The organism is Nocardioides sp. Z40_12, assembly GCF_058215795.1.
Map to the genome: position 1 here is coordinate 148,515 of NZ_JBZAJA010000001.1, position 18,721 is coordinate 167,235.

General features: G+C 73.6%; 16 protein-coding genes. 5 read left to right on the plus strand and 11 right to left on the minus strand.

The genetic code is table 11. From position 1 onward, the window contains the following. Positions 1–90: 90 nt before the first annotated feature. The 4 genes from AC4BG9_RS00735 to AC4BG9_RS00750 form a co-directional block, all read right to left on the minus strand. Positions 91–435 carry a putative WhiB-interacting protein gene (locus AC4BG9_RS00735; protein ID WP_490569167.1) on the minus strand — a complete coding sequence of 115 codons (345 nt, stop codon included), beginning with the start codon at positions 433–435 and terminating at the stop codon, positions 91–93. Beyond that, complete coding sequence (locus AC4BG9_RS00740) at positions 330–611, minus strand: WhiB family transcriptional regulator (RefSeq protein ID WP_490569168.1); 282 nt, start codon at positions 609–611, stop codon at positions 330–332. The genes AC4BG9_RS00735 and AC4BG9_RS00740 overlap by 106 nt, the downstream gene beginning before the upstream one ends. A gap of 126 nt (positions 612–737) precedes the next feature. Further along, complete coding sequence (locus AC4BG9_RS00745) at positions 738–956, minus strand: hypothetical protein (RefSeq protein ID WP_490569169.1); 219 nt, start codon at positions 954–956, stop codon at positions 738–740. A gap of 176 nt (positions 957–1,132) precedes the next feature. Continuing rightward, positions 1,133–3,187, minus strand: coding sequence for an ATP-dependent DNA helicase UvrD2 (locus AC4BG9_RS00750; RefSeq protein WP_490569170.1), 2,055 nt, complete (start codon positions 3,185–3,187; stop codon positions 1,133–1,135). Between the two features lie 217 nt (positions 3,188–3,404). Here AC4BG9_RS00750 and AC4BG9_RS00755 point away from each other — a divergent pair, with 217 nt between their 5' ends. Beyond that, complete coding sequence (locus AC4BG9_RS00755; protein ID WP_489964980.1) at positions 3,405–3,656, plus strand: mycoredoxin; 252 nt, start codon at positions 3,405–3,407, stop codon at positions 3,654–3,656. Positions 3,657–3,659: 3 nt separating this feature from the next. On the opposite strand, the gene nudC is transcribed toward AC4BG9_RS00755, so the two are convergent. The 5 genes from nudC to moeZ all read right to left on the minus strand — a co-directional run bounded on the left by nudC (position 3,660) and on the right by moeZ (position 13,514). After that, positions 3,660–4,577 carry an NAD(+) diphosphatase gene (gene nudC / locus AC4BG9_RS00760; RefSeq protein WP_490569171.1) on the minus strand — a complete coding sequence of 306 codons (918 nt, stop codon included), beginning with the start codon at positions 4,575–4,577 and terminating at the stop codon, positions 3,660–3,662. Between the two features lie 116 nt (positions 4,578–4,693). Beyond that, entirely contained in the window at positions 4,694–7,918 is a 3,225-nt protein-coding gene (locus tag AC4BG9_RS00765) for an ATP-dependent helicase (RefSeq protein WP_490569172.1), read from the minus strand. Beyond that, positions 7,915–11,157 carry an ATP-dependent helicase gene (locus AC4BG9_RS00770; RefSeq protein WP_490569173.1) on the minus strand — a complete coding sequence of 1,081 codons (3,243 nt, stop codon included), beginning with the start codon at positions 11,155–11,157 and terminating at the stop codon, positions 7,915–7,917. Before AC4BG9_RS00770 ends, AC4BG9_RS00765 begins: the two co-directional genes overlap by 4 nt. 99 nt (positions 11,158–11,256) lie before the next feature. Further along, a complete protein-coding gene (locus tag AC4BG9_RS00775) occupies positions 11,257–11,925 on the minus strand; it encodes a lysophospholipid acyltransferase family protein (protein ID WP_490569174.1) in 669 nt (222 codons plus the stop codon). A gap of 389 nt (positions 11,926–12,314) precedes the next feature. Continuing rightward, positions 12,315–13,514: an adenylyltransferase/sulfurtransferase MoeZ gene (gene moeZ / locus AC4BG9_RS00780; RefSeq protein ID WP_490569175.1), complete on the minus strand. Its 1,200-nt coding sequence runs from the start codon at positions 13,512–13,514 to the stop codon at positions 12,315–12,317. A 276-nt stretch (positions 13,515–13,790) separates the two neighbouring features. Between moeZ and AC4BG9_RS00785 the strand changes: the two genes are divergently transcribed. Both AC4BG9_RS00785 and AC4BG9_RS00790 read left to right on the plus strand, forming a co-directional pair. Then, positions 13,791–14,390 carry a TetR/AcrR family transcriptional regulator gene (locus tag AC4BG9_RS00785; protein ID WP_490569176.1) on the plus strand — a complete coding sequence of 200 codons (600 nt, stop codon included), beginning with the start codon at positions 13,791–13,793 and terminating at the stop codon, positions 14,388–14,390. A 45-nt stretch (positions 14,391–14,435) separates the two neighbouring features. Next, positions 14,436–14,654 (plus strand): DUF3107 domain-containing protein, encoded by a 219-nt coding sequence (locus AC4BG9_RS00790; protein ID WP_490569177.1) that lies wholly within the window; start codon positions 14,436–14,438, stop codon positions 14,652–14,654. 24 nt (positions 14,655–14,678) lie between these two features. On the opposite strand, the gene AC4BG9_RS00795 is transcribed toward AC4BG9_RS00790, so the two are convergent. Next, entirely contained in the window at positions 14,679–15,383 is a 705-nt protein-coding gene (locus AC4BG9_RS00795) for a ferritin-like fold-containing protein (RefSeq protein WP_490569178.1), read from the minus strand. A gap of 153 nt (positions 15,384–15,536) precedes the next feature. Between AC4BG9_RS00795 and AC4BG9_RS00800 the strand changes: the two genes are divergently transcribed. Then, positions 15,537–17,069 carry a DEAD/DEAH box helicase gene (locus tag AC4BG9_RS00800; RefSeq protein WP_490569179.1) on the plus strand — a complete coding sequence of 511 codons (1,533 nt, stop codon included), beginning with the start codon at positions 15,537–15,539 and terminating at the stop codon, positions 17,067–17,069. 25 nt (positions 17,070–17,094) lie between these two features. Here AC4BG9_RS00800 and AC4BG9_RS00805 read toward each other — a convergent pair whose 3' ends face one another. Further along, a complete protein-coding gene (locus AC4BG9_RS00805; protein WP_490569180.1) occupies positions 17,095–17,883 on the minus strand; it encodes a ParA family protein in 789 nt (262 codons plus the stop codon). Positions 17,884–17,945: 62 nt separating this feature from the next. Between AC4BG9_RS00805 and AC4BG9_RS00810 the strand changes: the two genes are divergently transcribed. Continuing rightward, a complete protein-coding gene (locus AC4BG9_RS00810; RefSeq protein ID WP_490569181.1) occupies positions 17,946–18,710 on the plus strand; it encodes an SDR family NAD(P)-dependent oxidoreductase in 765 nt (254 codons plus the stop codon). Positions 18,711–18,721: the final 11 nt, after the last annotated feature.

The window sequence follows — 18,721 nt, forward strand, 5'->3', positions numbered from 1 at the left end:
GACCGGCCCCCGGGGCCGACCGGGCTGGGCCCGAGCCCGCTGGGACGCACTGACCCCCGGCCGGGACGAGTCTCGGCCGGGGGTCAGTCCTCAGAGCGCGCGAGCAAGGGCCAGGCGGGCCTGCTTGGCCGCGCGCTCCGCCTTGCGGCTCATCCGCCGCGCCACGGCCACCCGGTGGCCGCGCCGCATCTCGTGCGCCTCTCCCAGGCGCGCGGACAAGCGTGCGCGCACCAGCTCTTCGTTCATCAGGTCCATGTCAGTGGTTCCGTTCTTGAGGATGTCGTCGATGCTCATCGAGGATGTGTCTGCTCCGTGCCTGGTGGCAGTGCTCAGGCGGCCACGCCGTCGTCCTGGTTCTTCCGGGGTCGGCCGCGAGGCCTCTTGCGCGGGATGACCACGCCTTGGAGGAAGAGCTCCCCTCCCCAGACGCCCCACGGCTCTCGTCGCTCCAGGGCACCCTCGAGGCAGGTCAGGCGGGCCGGGCAGCCCTGGCACAGGCTCTTGGCGTGCTCCACCTCGGTGGGCGACTCCGCGAACCAGAGCTCCGGGTTCGAGGTCCGGCACGGGGCCTGGGCCGGGCCGCTCGGGTGGTCGAGAACGCTGATGGTCATGTGCTGTCACCTCCTTCGCTGCTGACCTGGTCGGGTGATGGACGGGAGAGCGGGTCCGCGAGAAACAGAAAGGCCGCGGATCCCGGGTGGGGATCCGCGGCCTGGAGATGCCGGCTGTCGAGTGACTCAACAGATCGGTGGTCTCCAGGCGGTGATCCCCGGGATGGCACGCACGACGGCGTTCGCCACGACGGCGTCGATCGCCCACGTGGTGCCGCCGAGGAACTGGCGATCACGAACGTCGACACCGGTGCCGCAGGAAGCGGCCACGGAGGCGTGGGCGGGCATGCCGAAGGACGGCGCGTGGGCCGTCATCGTGCGAATGTTCTTGTCCATGCGGTCCACCTCCTTCAGTGCCTCGGGGCGCCGACCCGGCCAGGGTCGTGAGCGCGTCTTCTGGGTACGACGAGTAAACTTAGCCGCCGCCCCGCGTAATGGGCAATCGATTTAATGGGTCTTTCCCGAGATTTATCCGCGCGGCAACTCGCACCCACGCAGGCCCAGGAACGCTCCCGAGGAGCTCAGGAGAGCAGGGCCCGCAGCTCGGCGCCGTAGGCCTCGATCTTCTTGGCCCCGACCCCGGCGATGGCGAGGAGCTCGGCGTCGTTGGCGGGGCGCTTCTCGGCGATGAGCTGGAGGGTGGCGTCGGTGAAGACGACGTAGGCCGGGACCTCGTCCTCGCTGGCACGCCCGCGGCGCCACTCGCGCAGTGCCTCGAAGAGCTCCTCGTCGTAGGAGGCGGGACAGTCCCCGCAGCGCCCGACCTTCTTCTCCGCCGCGTTGGAGAGCGGGCGTCCGCACTCGCGACAGTGCAGCGCCTTGCGGGGCTTGCGCGACTTCGGGCTCGCGCCCGCGGCTGCACCCTCGGCGCCCGCGTCGGGACCCACCACCTTGTCGAGGAACCGCGAGCGACGGCGGCTGGCACGCCCGCCGGGATTGCGTGCCTGCGCCCAGCTGAGGAAGAGCTCGCGCCGGGCGCGGGTCACCCCCACGTAGAGCAGGCGGCGCTCCTCCTCCACCTCGGCGGGCGACTGGGCGTAGACGATCGGCAGCGTGCCCTCGACCAGGCCCACCAGGAAGACGACGTCCCACTCCAGGCCCTTGGCGGTGTGCAGGGTGGCGATCGTGACCCCCTCGGCGACCGGGGCGTGCTGCTCGCTGGCCCTGCGGTCGAGGTCGTCGACGAAGGCACCGAGGTCGGGACCTTGCTGGCCGGCGAACTCCACGGCCTGGTCGACCAGCGCCTGGAGGGACTCCCAACGGTCGCGGGTCTGGCCCCGGGCGGTCGGCGCCTCGGCGGACCACCCCATCCCCGACAGGGTGGCCCGGACCACCTCCACCATGTCGCCGGGCTCAGACGCCCCGGCGCGAGCCGTGCCGCGCAGCAGCGTGACGGCCTGACGCACCTCGGCCCGGTCGAAGAACCGCGCCGCGCCCCGGACCACGTAGGGCACGCCCCTGGCCGCCAGGGCGTCCTCGAAGGCCTCGGACTGGGCGTTGATCCGCATCAATACCGCCACCTCGCTGGCCGGCGTCCCCGAGGCGAGGACCCGGGAGATCGACTCGGCGACCGCGGACGCCTCGGCGACCTCGTCGGGGTGGGACGAGCACGCGACGGCCGGCCCGGCGGGTCGCTGCGCGAGCAGGTCGACCCCCTTGCTGGGCGTGCCGGACAGGAGCGCGTTGGCCGCCGAGACGATCTGCGGGGTGGAGCGGTAGTTGCGGACCAGCTCCACCGAGGTGGTCTGGGGGAAGCGGGAGCCGAAGTCACGCAGGTAGTCGGCGTTGGCGCCGGCGAAGGAGTAGATGGTCTGGGCGGGGTCGCCGACGACGCAGAGCTCGTCGCGGCCACCGAGCCACAGGTCGAGCAGCGCGTACTGGAGGGGCGAGACGTCCTGGAACTCGTCGACCACGAACCACTTGTACTGGCGGCGCACCTGCGCGGCCACCCGCTCGTCCTCGGCGAGCATCCCGGCGGTCAGCAGCAGCACGTCCTCCATGTCCATCCGGCCGTGACCGCGCTTGACCTCCTCGTAGGCCTCGTAGACGTGGGCCACCACCTCGGGGGTCAGGTCGCCGACCTGCCGGCCCCTCCGCGGCGCGGTGCGGGGGTAGTCGTCGGCCGAGACGTTGCTGACCTTGGCCCACTCGATCTCGGAGGCGAGGTCGCGCAGCAGCGCCTGGTTGGGGCTCAGCCGCTGCCGGCGGGCCGCGGTCGCCAGCAGCCCGAGCTTGGACTCGATCAGGGCGGGCAGCTCGCGCCCGTGCACCCGGGGCCAGAAGAAGCGCAGCTGGCGCAGCGCCGCGGAGTGGAACGTCCGCGCCTGGATCCCGGCGGCGCCGAGGGTGCGCAGGCGGCCGCGCATCTCCCCCGCCGCCCGGGTGGTGAAGGTGACCGCGAGGACCTCGGTCGGCACGTAGGTGCCGGTGGCCACGCCGTAGGCCATCCGGTGGGTGATCGCCCGGGTCTTGCCGGTGCCGGCGCCCGCCAGCACCCGGACGGGGCCGCGCAGCGCCTCGGCGACGCTGCGCTGCTCGGGGTCCAGGGGAGCCAGCAGGTCCTCGGGGGTCGGCACGCGGGAACATCTCCTGGGGGACGGTGGATCGGACGGGCACGAGCCTAGACGCCCCCAGCGACAGCCCCGGCGTGCGCGTGCACAGGGCACTCCGGAGGCACAGGGCACTCCGGGGGAATCCGCGACGCCGCAGGTAGGTTGACCCGAGGCGGGGTCCCGACGACCCCGAGCACGCCGTACGGCGTCCCTCTCCTCCGACCGACAAGGAGCCCGTCCGATGGCTACTGGCAGCTTCACGATGTACAGCACCCCCTGGTGCGGCTACTGCCACCGCCTCAAGAGCCAGCTCGACCGCGAGGGCATCCCCTTCGAGATCGTCGACATCGAGCAGGTCCCGGACGCCGCGAAGATCGTCGAGGAGGCCAACAACGGCAACCAGACGGTCCCGACGCTGGTCTACTCCGACGGCACCGCGCAGACCAACCCGTCGCTGGCCCAGGTCAAGGCCAAGCTCGCCGAGCTCGGCTGAGCCCTACCAGCCCTCGGGCAGGGGCTCGCCGAACCACGCCTGGATCAGCGACGACGAGATCGAGACCGACCCCGGCACCCGGACCTCGCCGCTGCGCAGGCCGCGGCGCAGGTCCTCGCGGGTGAACCAGCGCGCCTCGGCGATCTCGGCCCCGTCGACGTCGATCCAGGTGCTCAGCGCGACCGCCCGGAAGCCGACCATCAGGCTCGCCGGCAGCGGCCAGGGCTGGCTGCCGAAGTAGGCGACCGGGCCGACCCGGACGCCCACCTCCTCCATGACCTCGCGGCGCACCGCGTCCTCCAGCGTCTCGCCCGGCTCGCAGAAGCCGGCCAGCGTCGACCACCGGCCCTGCGGCCAGGAGGCCTGACGGCCGAGCAGCAGCCGTTCGTCCGCGGCGCCGGCCTCCCCGTGGGTGACGGCCATGATCACCGCGGGGTCGGTGCGCGGGAACTGCGGGCGGTCGCAGCCGGTGCAGCGCAGCTCGTGGCCCGCCGAGCGCACCTCGAGGGGGCCGGCGCAACGGGGGCAGAACCGGGTGGCCCGGTGCCACTCGGCCAGGCCCACCGCGTGGAAGAGCCACGGCACCTCCTCCGGGGCGTCGCTGCCCTGGACCAGGCCACTGACCAGATCCCGGGCGCTGACCCAGCCCTCCTCCTCCGGCCGGGGCTCGGCCAGCAAGGCGAAGCGGGTCACCCCGTCGCGGCGGCCGAGCAGGATGCGCACGCCGTCGGGCGCATCCTCCGGCGCGAGCCACTCCAGGCCGCCCTGGGCCATCCGCACGCGGGCCCCACGCAGCACCAGGACCCGGGTGGTGGGCGTGCGCCAAGCCCGGTCGAGCCATTCCTCGTCGGTGCGGTGCAACGCCTCCCGGTTGTGGGCGCGGGCGGAGAGCGCGACGTGCGGGAGCTCACGGGAGGCCATCCCGCGAGGATAGTGCGGGGGTCGAGGACTGTCCCGGCGCCCGGTCCGGCCTCGCCATCCCCGCTCTCCTCCGGTCTCCCCCGCTCTCCCCGCTCTCCCCGCTCTCCCCCGGGCTCCTAGCGGACCGTGGTCGTGGCCAGGACCTCCTCGAGCCCCGCCCGGTCGAGCAGCTCGGGCGGCGCGACGGTCTCGCCGGTCCTGACGTAGTGGAAGACCGCGCGCACCTGGGAGGGGTCGAGCCCGTGGAGCTCGACCCACGCCTGCCGGTAGATGGAGAGCTGGAGGGGGTCGGCGGTCTGGGAGCGGTTGGTCTTCCAGTCGACCAGCAGGTAGGAGCCGTCCGGCTCCCGGAAGACGGCGTCGATCCGGCCGCGCACCACCTGACCGCCCAGCACCAGGGCGAAAGGGGCCTCGACGGCGTGGGGAGGCCGGTCCGCGAAGGGGCCCGACTCGAACCTGGCGATGATCTCGGCGAGGTCCTCCGCGTCGTCGATACCGGTGTCGAAGCGGCCCGGCAGGTCGTCCGGGTCCAGCAGCCCCTGCTGGCCGAACCGGGACTCGACCCAGGCGTGGAACCGGGTGCCGAACCTGGCGGAGGCCGAGGGCTGGCGAGGCATGGGGCGGGCGAGCTCGGCGGCGAAGAGCGCCGGGTCCTCCTGGAGGCGGGCCAGGGAGGTCGCGCTCAGGCTGGAGGGGAGCTCGACCTCGAGCACGTCGCTGCGCTCCCGCTCGGCCTCGGCGACCAGGCGGCCCATCTCCTCGTCCCACTGGGCGATCCGGTCCAGGACCAGCACGTCCTCGACCACCTCGTCGGGCACCCCGGCGATGATCCGGTCGGTGGCCTCCTGGACCCGGGTGGCCGCCTCCCGGCGGCGGTCCACCTCGGCGGTGTGGTGGGAGATCGGCCACGGCTGGTCGCCGCGCGCCACCAGGTAGGGGCTCGGCTGGTCCTTCGCGGGAGGCTCGGGCCACTCGGGGGCCGCACCGCCCCAGCCCGTGATCGCGTCCCGGGTGCGCAACAGGTAGCCGGAGGGGCCGCAGGCGCCCTTGAGCCGGGGGTGCCAGATCCAGCCGGAGACGAGGAGGCGGTGCCGGGCCCGGGTCCAGGCGACGTAGCCCAGGCGCAGCTCCTCCTCGGCTTCGTGCTTCTTGGCCGCGGCGGTGCGGGCCTTGATGTCCTCGGGGGTGTGGCCGGCGAGCACGGGCTGGTCCCGGGCGTCGCCGCGCAGCTCGCTGGGCAGCACGTGGGGGGCGCTCAGGTGGCTGGGCCTGGACTGGTTGGTGGGGAACTTCTTGTCGGTCACCCCGACCAGGAAGACCGTGTCCCACTCGAGCCCCTTGGCCCGGTGGACGGTGAGCAGCTTGACCGAGTCGGCCTCCGACGGGGTGGCCACGTCGAGCCCCTGTCCGTAGACGTCCTCGGCCTCGAGCCAGGCCATCAGCGCGGCGAGGGTGACCTTGCCGTCGACGGCCTGGAACTCCGCCACCGCCTGGATGAAGAGGTCGAGGTTGTCGCGCCGGGCGGCGGCCGCCGGGCTCACCGAGGAGGCCAACTCGACGTCGATCCCGGTCATGTCGATGATCCGGCGGACGAGGTCCAGGATCGGCTCCCCCGCGGCGGCCCGCAGCCGGCGCAGCTCGGCGGCGAGGAGGCCGAAGCGCTGTCGCGCCTGCGGGGAGTAGTCGAGGTCGCCCGGGTCCTCGAGCGCGTCGCCCAGCGCCGAGATCTCCGTCGGGTCCGCCCCCTCGGCGGCACTGGCCAGCTCCTCCTCGACCGAGGGCTCGCCGGCGTCGCGGGCTCGTGCCCCGCCGGCCAGCTCACGCGAGCGCCGACCCAGCAGGGCCAGGTCGCGGGGGCCCACCGCCCAGCGCGGACCGGCCAGCAGGGTCAGCAGCGAGGAGTTCGCGGTGGCGTCGGAGACCAGCGCCAGGGTGGCCACGACCTCGGCCACCTCGGGCAGCCGGAGCAGACCCTTCAGGCCCACGATCTCGACCGGGATCTCACGCGCGGTGAGGGCGTCGAAGACGTCGGCGGCGTGGGCGTTGCTGCGGGTCAGCACGCCGATCTCCCGCCAGGAGGGCTCGTCCATGGCCCGGTGACTGGCGAGGACCTCCTCGGCCAGCCAGGCCAGTTCCGCGTCGTAGGTCTCGTGCACCACCGCGACCACCTCACCGGGGTCGGCCTGCGGCTTGGCCTCGAGCGGGAGCAGCTCGGGTCGCGCGGCGTAGAGCTCCTCGGCCAGCACGTTGGCCGTCTCGAGGATCCGCGCGTCGGAGCGGCGGTTGACCGTGAGCGGGTAGGTCGCGGTGGTCCCCGACGACGCCGGGAAGTCCCGGCCGAACTCCAAGATGTTGGAGACCGAGGCGCCGCGCCAGCCGTAGATGGCCTGGTTGGGGTCGCCCACGGCCGTCACCGGGTGGCCGCGGCCCGAGTCGGGGTCGGGACCGGAGAAGAGGCGGCTGAGCATCAGCGCCTGCGCCACCGAGGTGTCCTGGTACTCGTCGAGGAGGACGACCTTGAAACGCGCCCGCTCCGCCACACCCACCTCGGGGCACTCGCGGGCCAGGCGGGCGGCCAGCGCGATCTGGTCGGAGAAGTCGATCAGGCCCAGGTGCTGCTTGAGGGCCCGGTAGCCCTCGACCAGGTCGAGCAGCTCCGCGCGCCGGTCGATCGCCAGGATCGCCTTCTCGTTGAGCTCGCGGTAGGTCTTGCGGTGCTCGGTCGCCATCCCCTCGGCGAAGAGCTCCCGCTCCCGCGCGTCGCGCTCGCGCACCTGCTCGGGGGTGACCAGGTGCTCGCTCATCTCCGCGTCCAGGGCCAGGAGCCACTGGACCACGTGGCTGGGCGAGTCGCTGAGGTGGACGACCGGGCCCCGGTGCCGTTGCACCGCTCGGGTGGCGAGCTGGTAGCGCGAGGCGTCGGCGATCAACCGGGAGTCGGGCTCGTGCCCGATGCGCAGGCCGTGCTCGGAGAGCAGGTTGGCGGCGTAGGCGTGGTAGGTGGCCACCGTGGGCTCCTCCACCTCCTCCTCGTCGGCCACCAGCGGCCGGCGCTCCGGGAGCAGCCCCGCCGTGCGGAGCGCCTCGCGGATCCGGCCGGCCAGCTCGGCGGTCGCCTTGGTGGTGAAGGTCAGGCCCAGGATCTCGTGCGGGGCCACCCGGCCGGTGGCCACCAGCCAGACGACCCGGGCCGCCATCACGGTGGTCTTGCCGGACCCGGCCCCGGCGATGACCACCGCGGGCTCCAGCTCGGCGGTGATCGCCGCGAACTGCTGGTCGCTGAAGGCGAAGTCGGCCTTCATCACCCGCCGCAGCTCCTCGGGCGTCGTGATCTGGATCATGAGAGCACCGATCCTGCGGTCTTGTCGGGACACAGCGCGGTGAACGGGCAGCGCTCGCAGTGCTTGCCGGGCCGGACCACCAGCTCCTCCGAGCGCACCAGCCGGGCGGCGTGGGCCAACTGGTGCTCCACCAGGGTGGCGCCCGTCGCGTCGGGCTCCTGCGGCTCCTGGGCCTGGACCTTGGGCAGGGTGGTCCCGTGGCGCAGCTGCACCAGCTCGGCGCCGCCCACCTCGGCCTGCTCGCCGCCGAGGAGGTGGTCGACGGCCCCGTGCCGGACGGCGAGCTGGTAGAGCCCGAGCTGGGCGTGCTCCTTGACCTCGTTGCCGGTGGGCGGGTACTTGCCGGTCTTGAGGTCGACCACGACCACCCGGCCGTCGTGGTCGAGCTCGATGCGGTCGGCGTAGCCGTGCAGCCGGATCGCCTCGCCGTCGGGCAGGGTCAGGTCGGCGGTGATCCGGGTCTCGGTGCCGAGCAGGGTGCGCGCGTCGGGGCGCGAGTGCCAGGCGACGAAGCGCTGGAGGGCCTCGGCGACCTGGGCCCGCTCCCGGGGCCCCGACCAGGGGGTGCGGAACTCCATCCTGTCCCAGACCTCGTCGACCAGCGCCATCAGGTCGTCGCCCGGTGAGAGCTCCCCGCGGGCGATCCGGTCGGCGAGGGTGTGGACGACCAGGCCGAAGCCCTGGCTCGCGGTCGAGGGCACCTCTCCCCCCGCCTCGCGGGCGAGGAACCACTGGGCGGGACAGCGGAGCAGCCCCTCCAGCGCGCTGGCCGAGAGGACCAGCGGTGCGTCGGCGGGCCGCAGCGGGACCGACGCCCGGCTGGGCGCCCGCAGCCCCCACCAGGTGGCCGGGTCGGCGGCCGGGGCCAGCGGCCGGCCGCGGACGTGGGTCGCCGCCAGGGCGGCGAGCCGGGTCGCGGCCGCCTGGCGCAGCGCCTCCGGCTCCGAGGGGTCGGCCAGGGTGCGGCGCAGCTCGGCGACCAGGCCGTTCATGGAGAGCGGCCGCGCCGGGCGCCCCACCCGGTGACCGACGTCGACCCCGAGCTCCCCGAGGAACCGCGAGGGCTGCTCGCCCTCGTCGTCGGGCGAGGCCACCGCGGTGACCACCAGGCGCTGCCGGGCGCGGGTGCAGGCGACGTAGAAGAGGCGGCGCTCCTCGGCCAGCATCGCCGAGGTGGTGACCGGCGGCAGCAGGCCCTCGCGGGAGATGCGGTCGGCTTGGAGCAACGAGTTGCGGCGGCGCAGGTCGGGCCAGCCGCGCTCCTGGACGTGGGCGACGACCACCAGCCGCCACTCCAGGCCCTTGGACCGGTGGGCGGTCAGCAGCCGCACGGAGGAGCCCCGCACTCCCCTGTCGGCCAGCGTGTCGGCCGGGATCTCCTGCGCGCCCAGGGTGGCCAGGAAGGAGCCGGCACTGGTGTGGCCCTTGCGCTCCTCGGTGGTGGCGGCGGTCTCGAAGAGCGCGCAGATCGCATCCAGGTCGCGGTGCGCGACCCGGGCCGCCTGACCGCCCTGCTCGGTGGCCGCGCGGAGCCGGCGACCCCAGGTCGTCCCCTCCCAGAGGATCCAGAGCACCTGCTCCACGGTCTCCCCCGACGCCAGGGCCGCGCGGGCCCGGGCGACCAGCCGGGCGAGCCGGGCCGCGGCGCGCAGCGGGTCGCTGCGCTCTGGCCCGCCGCCGGCCCCGCCGGCACCCGCCGGGCCGTCGAGGCCGGCGAGGAAGTCCGGCTCCAGCACGGCACGGCGGAGCAGCTCGCGGGAGGGTGCGGGGGTGGGGTGGGCCGCCCGGAGCGTGCGGGCCAACGAGCGCAGGGCCGTCGCGTCCAGACCGCACAGCGGCGAGGTGAGCAGGGCCTCGACCCGGTCGGGGCCGACGTGGGCCGGGTGGGCGGGGTCGTCGATCCCGGCGTCGACCACCACCCGCAGCGCCTCCAGCAGCGGCACCACAGCGGGCTCGCGCACCAGCGGGGTCTCGTCGCTGGCCACCTCCACCGGCACCCCGGCGGCGGAGAGCGAGCGCCGCAGGGCGGGGATGGAGGCGCGGCCGGACCTCACCAGCACCGCCATCTCGTCCCAGGGGACGCCGTCCTCCAGGTGGGCCCGGCGCAGCAGGTCGGCGATGTGCTCGGTCTCGGCCCGGGCGGTGTCGTAGGTCGTCACCTCGACGCGCCCGGGGCCGAGCGCGTGGGGCGCCGGGACCGGGGAGCGGAAGGCGGTGTAGATCTCCGACGGGATGGACCCGGTGGTGCTGATCTGGGAGGCGACGCGGCGCGAGGCGGTCAGCAGCCGGGAGCCGAAGCGCCGGGTGGTGCCGAGGGCCACCACGTCGGCCGGCCGGCCGTCGGCGCGGGGGAACTGGCGGGGGAAGTCGAGGATGCCCCGCACGTCGGCGCCCCGGAAGCCGTAGATGGACTGGTCGGGGTCTCCCACCACCACCAGGCGGCGGCCGTCGCCGGCCAGGGCGCGGAGCAGCGCGACCTGACTGGGATCGGTGTCCTGGTACTCGTCGACGAAGACGTGGGTGAACTGGGCCCGCAGCTCCTCGCGGTGGGCCTCGGCCTCGACCACCGCGCGGGCGATCAGGTCGGGGTAGTCGATGGCGGCCTGGTCGCCGAGGACGTCGAGGTACTGCTCCATGAAGAGCCCGGCGGCCACCAGCTCGGGGGCCCGCTCGTCGCGCCCGAGCGTCATCAGGTCGGCCGGGTCCAGGCCCCGCTCCCGGGCTCGGGCCAGGACCGCGTGCACCTCCTTGGCGAAGCCGCGGGTGCGGGCGGCGGCGGCCAGCGACTCGGGCCAGCGCACCGCCTCGGGGGTGTCGGCCAGCAGCTCGGCCAGGACGACGTCCTGCTCGGGGGCCGAGAGCAGCCGGAGGGGGGCGGCGTAGAGCTCGGCGGGGGCGAACCGGCGCACCAGGCCGTAGGCGAAGGAGTGGAAGGTCGAGCAGGGGGTGGCGGCGGTGGTGCGGCCCAGCCGCGCGGTGATCCGGTCGCGGAGCTGCTCGGCCGCCTTGCGGGAGAAGGTGAGCGCGAGCACGCCGTCGGGGTCGGCACCCGCCGCGACGCGGTCGACGACCGCCTCCACCAGCGTCGTCGTCTTGCCCGTCCCCGGGCCGGCGAGCACGAGGAGAGGACCCTCGCGGTGCGCCACCACCCGGCGCTGGTGCTCGTCGAGCTCCGGCACGGCCACGACCGGCCCGGGACGGACCAGGCGGTAGGTGGTGCGCGGCGGCGAGCTGCTCATGGCCTCAGCCAAGCAGCCGGCACCGACAGCACGACAGCGAGGGCGGCGGCCTCCACCGCCGCGACCGTTCCCGGCCGACGCGGGCGGTGCCCGCGCGGCTCAGCCCGCGGCACTCGCCCGGTCGTTGTAGACGCCCGCCCGCTCCTGGCCGCTGAGCGCGGCGATCGCGGCCATCACCTCGTCGGTGACCTCGCGTCGCCTTCGGCCGGCGGGCACGCCGGGGCGCGGGGTGAACACCATGGGCGGACCGAACCGCACGCCGACCCGCGCCAGCCGGGGGAAGCGGGCGCCGACGGGCTGGAGCCGTTCGGTGCCCCGGAGTCCGACCGGCACCACCGGGACCCCCGCGGTCAGGGCCAGGTGCCCGATCCCGGTCCGGCCGCGGTAGAGACGCCCGTCGCGGCTGCGGGTGCCCTCGGGATAGATGCCGAACGCCTCACCCCGCTCGAGCACCGAGAGCGCGAGATCGAGGCTGTCCAGGGCGGCGCGCGAGTCGTCGCGGTCGACCGGGAGCATGCCGAGGCCCTCGAACCACGCCCGGGTGAGGGCGCCGCGGACGCCGGAGCCCGAGAAGTACTCCGCCTTGGCCAGGAAGACCACGCGGCGGGGCACCACCACCGGGATCACCATCGAGTCGGCGAAGCTCAGGTGGTTGCTGGCCAGGATCACCCCGCCCGTCCTCGGCACGTGCTCGAGCCCCTCGACCCGGGGCCGCCACACCGCCCTCGCCACCGGGGGCACCACGTGGTGGAGAGGGTCCAGGAGCATGGGCACATCATGCCGGTCGGGGGCCGTACGGACACCGACGACCCCGCCGGCTGCAGCGCCGGCGGGGTCGCGGTCCCGCCTCGGGAGCGGGTCCAGGGACTCCGTGCGGTCAGTGGACCGGCACGGAGCAGACGGGTGTCAGGACTGCCGCGAGCGCCGTTCGGCGCCCTCGACGCGAGGCAGACCCTCGGTGTGGAGGGTCGGGCTCTTGGTCACGATCACGCACGGACTCCCTTCTCGCGGGGACGACGATGACGTCGCTGACACCCCCCTCAACGCGCCGCCGGGCAGAAGGTCACGGCCCGGGCAGCAGAAAATTCCCCGGAGGAGCGCCTCACCCCCGTCCCACGGCATGCGGGACGGGGGTGAGGAGCTGCGACGAGCGGGGCTCAGTAGGAGGGCTGGCTCGGGTCGATCTGGTTGACCCAGGCCACCACGCCGCCACCGACGTGGACGGCGTCGGCGAAGCCGGCGCCCTTGACGACGGCCAGCGCCTCCGCGGAGCGGACGCCCGACTTGCAGTGCAGGACGACCTGCTTGTCGGCGGGCAGCTGCTCCAGCGCCTTGCCGTTGAGGAACTCGCCCTTGGGGATCAGCACCGAGCCGGGGATCTTGTTGATCTCGTACTCGTTGGGCTCCCGCACGTCGATCAGGACGAAGTCGCGGCTGCCCTCCTCGCGCTCCTTGAGCATGGAGGCCAGCGTGCTGACCGAGATGGTGGAGCCGGCGGCCGCGTCGGCGGCCTCGTCGGAGACCGCACCGCAGAACGCGTCGTAGTCGATGAGCCCTTCGACGGTCGGGGAGTCGCCGCACAGCGCGCAGTTCGGGTCCTTGCGCACCTTGAGCTTGCGGTACTCCATCTCGAGGGCGTCGTAGATCATCAGCTTGCCCACCAGCGGGTCGCCGATGCCGGTGAGCAGCTTGATGGCCTCGTTGACCTGGATCGAGCCGATCGAGGCGCACAGCACGCCCAGCACGCCGCCCTCGGCGCACGAGGGGACCATCCCGGGCGGCGGCGGCTCCGGGTAGAGGCAGCGGTAGCACGGCGCGTCGTCGGCCATGGAGGGCGCGAAGACCGACGCCTGCCCGTCGAAGCGGTAGATCGAGCCCCACACGTAGGGGATCTTCAGGAAGTAGGCGGCGTCGTTGACCATGTAGCGGGTCGCGAAGTTGTCCGTCCCGTCGACGATCAGGTCGTAGCCGGCGAAGACGTCCATCACGTTGTCGTTGTCGAGCCGGCCCTCGTGGAGCACGACCTCGACCAGCGGGTTGACCTCCTTGACGGAGTCCCGCGCGGACTGCGCCTTGGGTCGCCCCACGTCGGACTGGCCGTGGATCACCTGGCGCTGGAGGTTGGACTCGTCCACCTCGTCGAACTCGGCGATGCCGAGGGTGCCGACGCCGGCGGCCGCGAGGTAGAGCAGCGCCGGGGAGCCGAGGCCACCGGCACCGATCACCAGCACCTTGGCGTTCTTGAGGCGCTTCTGCCCGGTCATGCCGACGTCGGGGATGATGAGGTGGCGGCTGTAGCGGCGCACCTCGTCGACGGTCAGCTCGGCGGCGGGCTCGACGAGCGCGGGGAACGACACGACATACTCCTGCGGATCACGGGGGGGGACGGACTCTCGGCTCAACGCCGGGCCCCTTCTCTGTGTTCCCATCGTCGGTTCCGGGCACCGACGGGGCACCCCGGTCCCGGCATCCGGACGCAGGGTACTGCTCAGTAGCCCCGGCGCGTAGACAGGTCGACACCCCGGCCGATCGGCGGTGGGCCCTGCGTGGGGGGATAGGCTGCGCCGCGTGAGACGGAGGAGCCGGTGAGCACTGACAGGTACGACACGGAGGGGCGCCCTCGGGGTGCTCGGATGCCCCGGCGCGAGCGACGGGCCCAGCTGCTGGACTCGGCGCTGGAGGTCTTCGTCGCCCACGGCTACCACGCCGCGGCCATGGACGACATCGCCGAGCGGGCCGGTGTCTCCAAGCCCGTGCTCTACCAGCACTTCCCCGGCAAGCTCGAGCTCTACATGGCGCTGCTCGACGACTCCTGCAACGCCATCACCGAGAAGATCCGCGAGGCCATGGCCTCCACCCAGGACAACAAGCAGCGCGTCGCGGACGCCATCGCCGCGTTCTACTCCTACGTCGCCAACGACACCGGGGCGTTCCGCCTGGTCTTCGAGTCCGACCTCACCAACGACGCCGCGGTGCGCGAGCGCGTCGAGCGGGTCACCGAGGACGCGGCCTCCAGCATCGCCCTGGTGATCCAGAAGGACACCGGCCTGCCGATGCGCGCCTGCATGCTGCTCGCGGTGGCGCTGGTGGGAATGGGACAGGTCAGCGCGAGGTTCTGGCTGGCTGACACCGCGAACGGCGACCAGAGCGACACCATCAGCCAGAAGGACGCAGCCGCGCTCGTCGCCGCCCTCGGGTGGCGCGGCATCAGCGGCTACCCGAAGGAACATTGAGGTCGCGCAGCAGCGCGACTCCCCCGACTCGAGAAGGAGGCCTCCATGGAGGTCAAGATCGGCATCCAGCACGCCCCGCGCGAGATCGTGGTCGACGTGGACCTCGCCCAGGACGAGGTGGAGAAGATGGTCAGCACGGCGATCAGCGACGGCTCGCCGGTCTCGCTGACCGACGCCAAGGGCCGGCGGGTGCTGGTCCCCGGCTCGCAGATCGCCTACGTGGAGCTCGGCGGCGGGGTCACCGGGACCGTCGGCTTCCGCTGAGCCGACGCGACGTCGCCCGGTCGCTCAGGCGTCCAGGCCCAGCTCGGCCATCCGGGCGGCGTGCCGCTCGGTGATCCGGGTGAACATGCGCCCGATCGCGGCCAGGTCGAGCCCGGGGCGGTCGATGCCACCGGCGAGCAGCGCGGTCATCGCGTCCCGCTCGGCCGCCACCCGCTGCCCCTGGGTCAGGGCCTCGCCCATCAGTCGCCGCCCCCACAGGGCGAGGCGACCCCCCAGCCGGGGGTCGCGCGCGATGGCGGCGCGGACGCGCCCGACGACGAAGTCGGAGTGGCCCGCGTCGGCCAGCGACTCGTTGATGAGCTCGCGCGTCCCGCTGTCGAGGTAGACCGCGATCTCCCGGTAGAAGTCGGCGGCCAGGCCGTCGCCGACGTAGGCCTTGATCAGGCCCTCGTACCAGTCGGACGGCGCGGTGTGGGCGTGGAAGTCGTCGATCGCGGTGCGGAAGGGCTCCATCGCGGCGTAGGGGTCCGCGCCCAGCTCGACCAGGCGCTCGCGCAGGCCCACCAGGTGGCCGAACTCGGCGGCCGCCATCGCCGACATCTCTACCTTGTCGACGAGGTCGGGGGCGAGCTTGGCATCCTCGGCGAGCCGCTCGAACGCCGAGAGCTCCCCGTAGGCGATGGCCCCCAGCAGGTCGACGACGGCCTCGCGGTAGTCGGGGTCGGCGAACGCCCCCTGGGGCGACGTGTCGTCCTGGGATGCACTCATGCGTGAACCCTACCGATACAGTGGACTCATCCGCGCACGCAGACGTGCGCGAGGGTGTGCGGTCGAGGGGCCGCACACCGGCATGTGCGCGGCAGGCCGCATCGTCGAGTCCGCCGCAAGTGCAACGAGCTCCCGACGAAAGCGAATGACTACGTGACCACCTTCCGTGACCTCGGCGTGCTGCCGGGGATCTGCGACGCGCTCGAGCGCGCCGGCATCACCACCCCCTTCGCCATCCAGGAGATGACCCTGTCGGTCGCCCTGATGGGCACCGACCTGATCGGGCAGGCCCGGACCGGCACCGGCAAGACGCTGGCCTTCGGCATCCCGGTGCTGCAGCGCAGCGTCGCACCGACCGACCCGGCCTACTCCGACCTCCCGCAGGGCAAGCCCCAGGCGCTCATCGTGGCGCCCACCCGCGAGCTGGCCCTGCAGGTCTCCAACGACCTCCACCTGGCCAGCAAGGACGTGGGCCTGCGGGTCCTCACCGTCTACGGCGGGGTCGGCTACGACACCCAGCTCGAGGCGCTCGAGTCCGGCGTCGACATCGTCGTGGGCACCCCCGGGCGACTGATCGACCTGGCCAACCGCCGGGCGCTGGACCTCTCCCACGTGCACGCGCTGGTGCTGGACGAGGCCGACGAGATGCTGGACCTGGGCTTCCTGCCCGACGTGGAGCGCCTGCTGGCGATGACCCCGGAGACCCGCCAGACGATGCTCTTCTCGGCCACCATGCCGGCCGCCATCGTCTCGCTCGCCCGGACCCACATGCGCCACCCGATGAACATCCGCGCGGAGTCCTCCTACGACACCACGATGGTCCCGGCCACCGCCCAGTTCATCTACCAGGCCCACGACCTCGACAAGCCGGAGATCATCGGCCGGGTTCTCCAGGCCGAGGACGCCGACAAGATCATCGTCTTCACCCGCACCAAGCGGCAGGCCCAGCGGGTCGCCGACGACCTGGCCGAGCGCGGCTTCGCCGCGAGCCCGCTGCACGGCGACATGGCCCAGGTGGCCCGGGAGAAGGCGCTGACCAAGTTCCGCGAGAACAAGATCCGGGTCCTGGTGGCCACCGACGTCGCCGCGCGCGGCATCGACGTGGCGGGCGTCTCGCACGTCATCAACTACACCTGCCCCGAGGACGACAAGACCTACGTCCACCGGATCGGGCGCACCGGCCGCGCGGGCGCCACGGGCACCGCGATCACCTTCGTCGACTGGGCGGACCTGCACCGCTGGAAGATGATCAACAAGGCGCTCGACCTGCCGTTCGACTCCCCGCAGGAGACCTACTCCACCTCCGAGCACCTCTACCAGGACCAGGGCATCGCCCCGGGCACCAAGGGCCGCATCGTCGACCCCGCCCCGGTCGAGCGCGCCCCGCGCCAGGGCGGCCGCGACTCCCGCCGCGAGGGCGGGCGCGACAGTGCCCGCGAGGGCGGCCAGCGCGGCCGCGAGCGGGACCGCACCCGGACCCGCAGCCGCAACGGCCAGGCCGTCGAGGGCGCCGTCGCCGAGACCCCGGCGGCGAGCGCCGGCACCGGACCGGCCGCGGACGCGGCGGGCGCCTCCGGCGAGGACAGGCCGGCGCGCACCCGCCGTCGCCGTCGTCGCCCCTCCGGCTCCCGCGAGGGCGGGACGTCGGGCGAGAACGGCGCCACCGCCGGCGCCACGAGCGACTGATCGGCGGGCCGGCGGCCGCCGCGGCTCAGCGGCCGGCCGCCTCCCGCTCCGCCCGCGCCAGCAGGTTCCTGGCCACCTCCCGGTAGGCCACCGCGCCCTTGCTGGTGCGTGCGGTCGACAGGATCGAGCGGCCCGCGGCCGGCGCCTCGGCGAACTTGATGGTCTTGGGGATGGGCGGCTCGATGACGGCCAGGTCGTAGGTCTGCGCGATCGTCTCCAGCACCTTGCGGGCGTGGTTGGTCCGGCCGTCGTACATGGTCGGCAGCACCCCCCACACCACGAGGTCGCGGTTGGTGAAGCGCCGTACGTCGTGCACGGTGTCGAGCAGCTGACCGACCCCGCGGTGCGAGAGCGTCTCGCACTGCAGCGGCACCACCACGCCGTCCGCGGCCGTCAGCGCCCCGACCGTCAGCACGCCCAGCGACGGCGGGCAGTCCAGCAGCACCCAGTCGTAGGTGGCACCGTCGCGGGCGAGGTCCTCCAGCATGGCCCGGACCGCCTGCTCGCGGCCGGTGCGGGTGAGCAGGTCGGCCTCGGCGCGCGCCAGCTCGATGGTGGCCGGCAGCAGGTCGGGTCCGTCGGGGGTCTCCAGCAGCACCTCCGCGGCGGCGGTCCCCTTGGTCAGCACGTGGTGGACCGAGAGGTCGAGGTCCTCGGGGTCGACGCCCAGGGAGAACGTCAGGCAGGCCTGGGGATCGAGGTCGACCAGCAGGACCGACTGGCCCTCCTCCACTAGCGCCGCGCCGATCGAGGCGACGGACGTCGTCTTGGCGACCCCGCCCTTCTGGTTCGCTACCGCGAGTGTCGTCGTCATGGCACGACCCTCCTGTGTCGAGGCCGCTTGCTGCAAGCGCGCCACACCGCAATGCTGGGGCCATGACCTCCCCCACCGCGCTCGTCACCGGCGCCACCGCGGGCATCGGCCGCGCCTTCGCCCACCAGCTCGCCGCAGGCGGTCACGACCTGGTGCTCGTGGCCCGGGACGGCGGACGCCTGGAGGACGAGGCCTCCGAGCTGGCCGCGCGCTACGGGGTCGCGGTGGAGGTGCTGCGGGCCGACCTCGCCGACCGCGCGCAGCTGCGTCGCGTGGAGGAGCGGCTGGCCGACCCGGACCGCCCGGTCGACCTCCTGGTCAACAACGCCGGCTTCGGCCTCAAGGGACGGTTCCTGGACAACCCGGTCGAGGCCGAGACCGAGATGCTCGACGTGCTGGTCACCGCGGTGATGCGGCTCAGCCATGCCGCGCTCGGGGCGATGGTCGCGCGTCGCCGCGGCGGCATCATCAACGTCTCCAGCGTCGCGGCCTTCCTGCCGCGCGGCACCTACTCCGCGGCGAAGGCCTGGGTCAACCAGTTCGGGGAGTGGGCGGCCGCGGAGTACCGGCCGCGCGGGGTGACGGTGACGATCCTGTGCCCGGGCTTCACCAGGACCGAGTTCCACGAGCGGATGGACGTGGGCCGGGGCTCGGCACCCGACTTCATGTGGCTCGACGCCGACGACCTGGTGCGGCAGGCCCTGCGCGACCACGCCCGCGGCCGGGTCCTCTCGGTCCCCGGGCGTCAGTACAAGGCGATCATCGCCGCCACCCGGCTGGTGCCGAACCGGCTGATCCAGCCGCTGCAGACCCTCGGCCGGAAGTGACCCGCGCCGGC

Coding starts and splice junctions, on each gene's coding strand:
- AC4BG9_RS00810 (WP_490569181.1), top strand. CDS start 17,946: ATGACCTCCCCCACCGCGCTCGTCACCGGCGCCACCGCGGGCATCGGC.
- nudC (WP_490569171.1), bottom strand. CDS start 4,577: ATGGCCTCCCGTGAGCTCCCGCACGTCGCGCTCTCCGCCCGCGCCCAC.
- AC4BG9_RS00795 (WP_490569178.1), bottom strand. CDS start 15,383: ATGAGTGCATCCCAGGACGACACGTCGCCCCAGGGGGCGTTCGCCGAC.
- AC4BG9_RS00740 (WP_490569168.1), bottom strand. CDS start 611: ATGACCATCAGCGTTCTCGACCACCCGAGCGGCCCGGCCCAGGCCCCG.
- AC4BG9_RS00790 (WP_490569177.1), top strand. CDS start 14,436: ATGGAGGTCAAGATCGGCATCCAGCACGCCCCGCGCGAGATCGTGGTC.
- AC4BG9_RS00770 (WP_490569173.1), bottom strand. CDS start 11,157: ATGAGCAGCTCGCCGCCGCGCACCACCTACCGCCTGGTCCGTCCCGGG.
- AC4BG9_RS00785 (WP_490569176.1), top strand. CDS start 13,791: ATGCCCCGGCGCGAGCGACGGGCCCAGCTGCTGGACTCGGCGCTGGAG.
- AC4BG9_RS00765 (WP_490569172.1), bottom strand. CDS start 7,918: ATGATCCAGATCACGACGCCCGAGGAGCTGCGGCGGGTGATGAAGGCC.
- AC4BG9_RS00775 (WP_490569174.1), bottom strand. CDS start 11,925: ATGCTCCTGGACCCTCTCCACCACGTGGTGCCCCCGGTGGCGAGGGCG.
- AC4BG9_RS00805 (WP_490569180.1), bottom strand. CDS start 17,883: ATGACGACGACACTCGCGGTAGCGAACCAGAAGGGCGGGGTCGCCAAG.
- AC4BG9_RS00755 (WP_489964980.1), top strand. CDS start 3,405: ATGGCTACTGGCAGCTTCACGATGTACAGCACCCCCTGGTGCGGCTAC.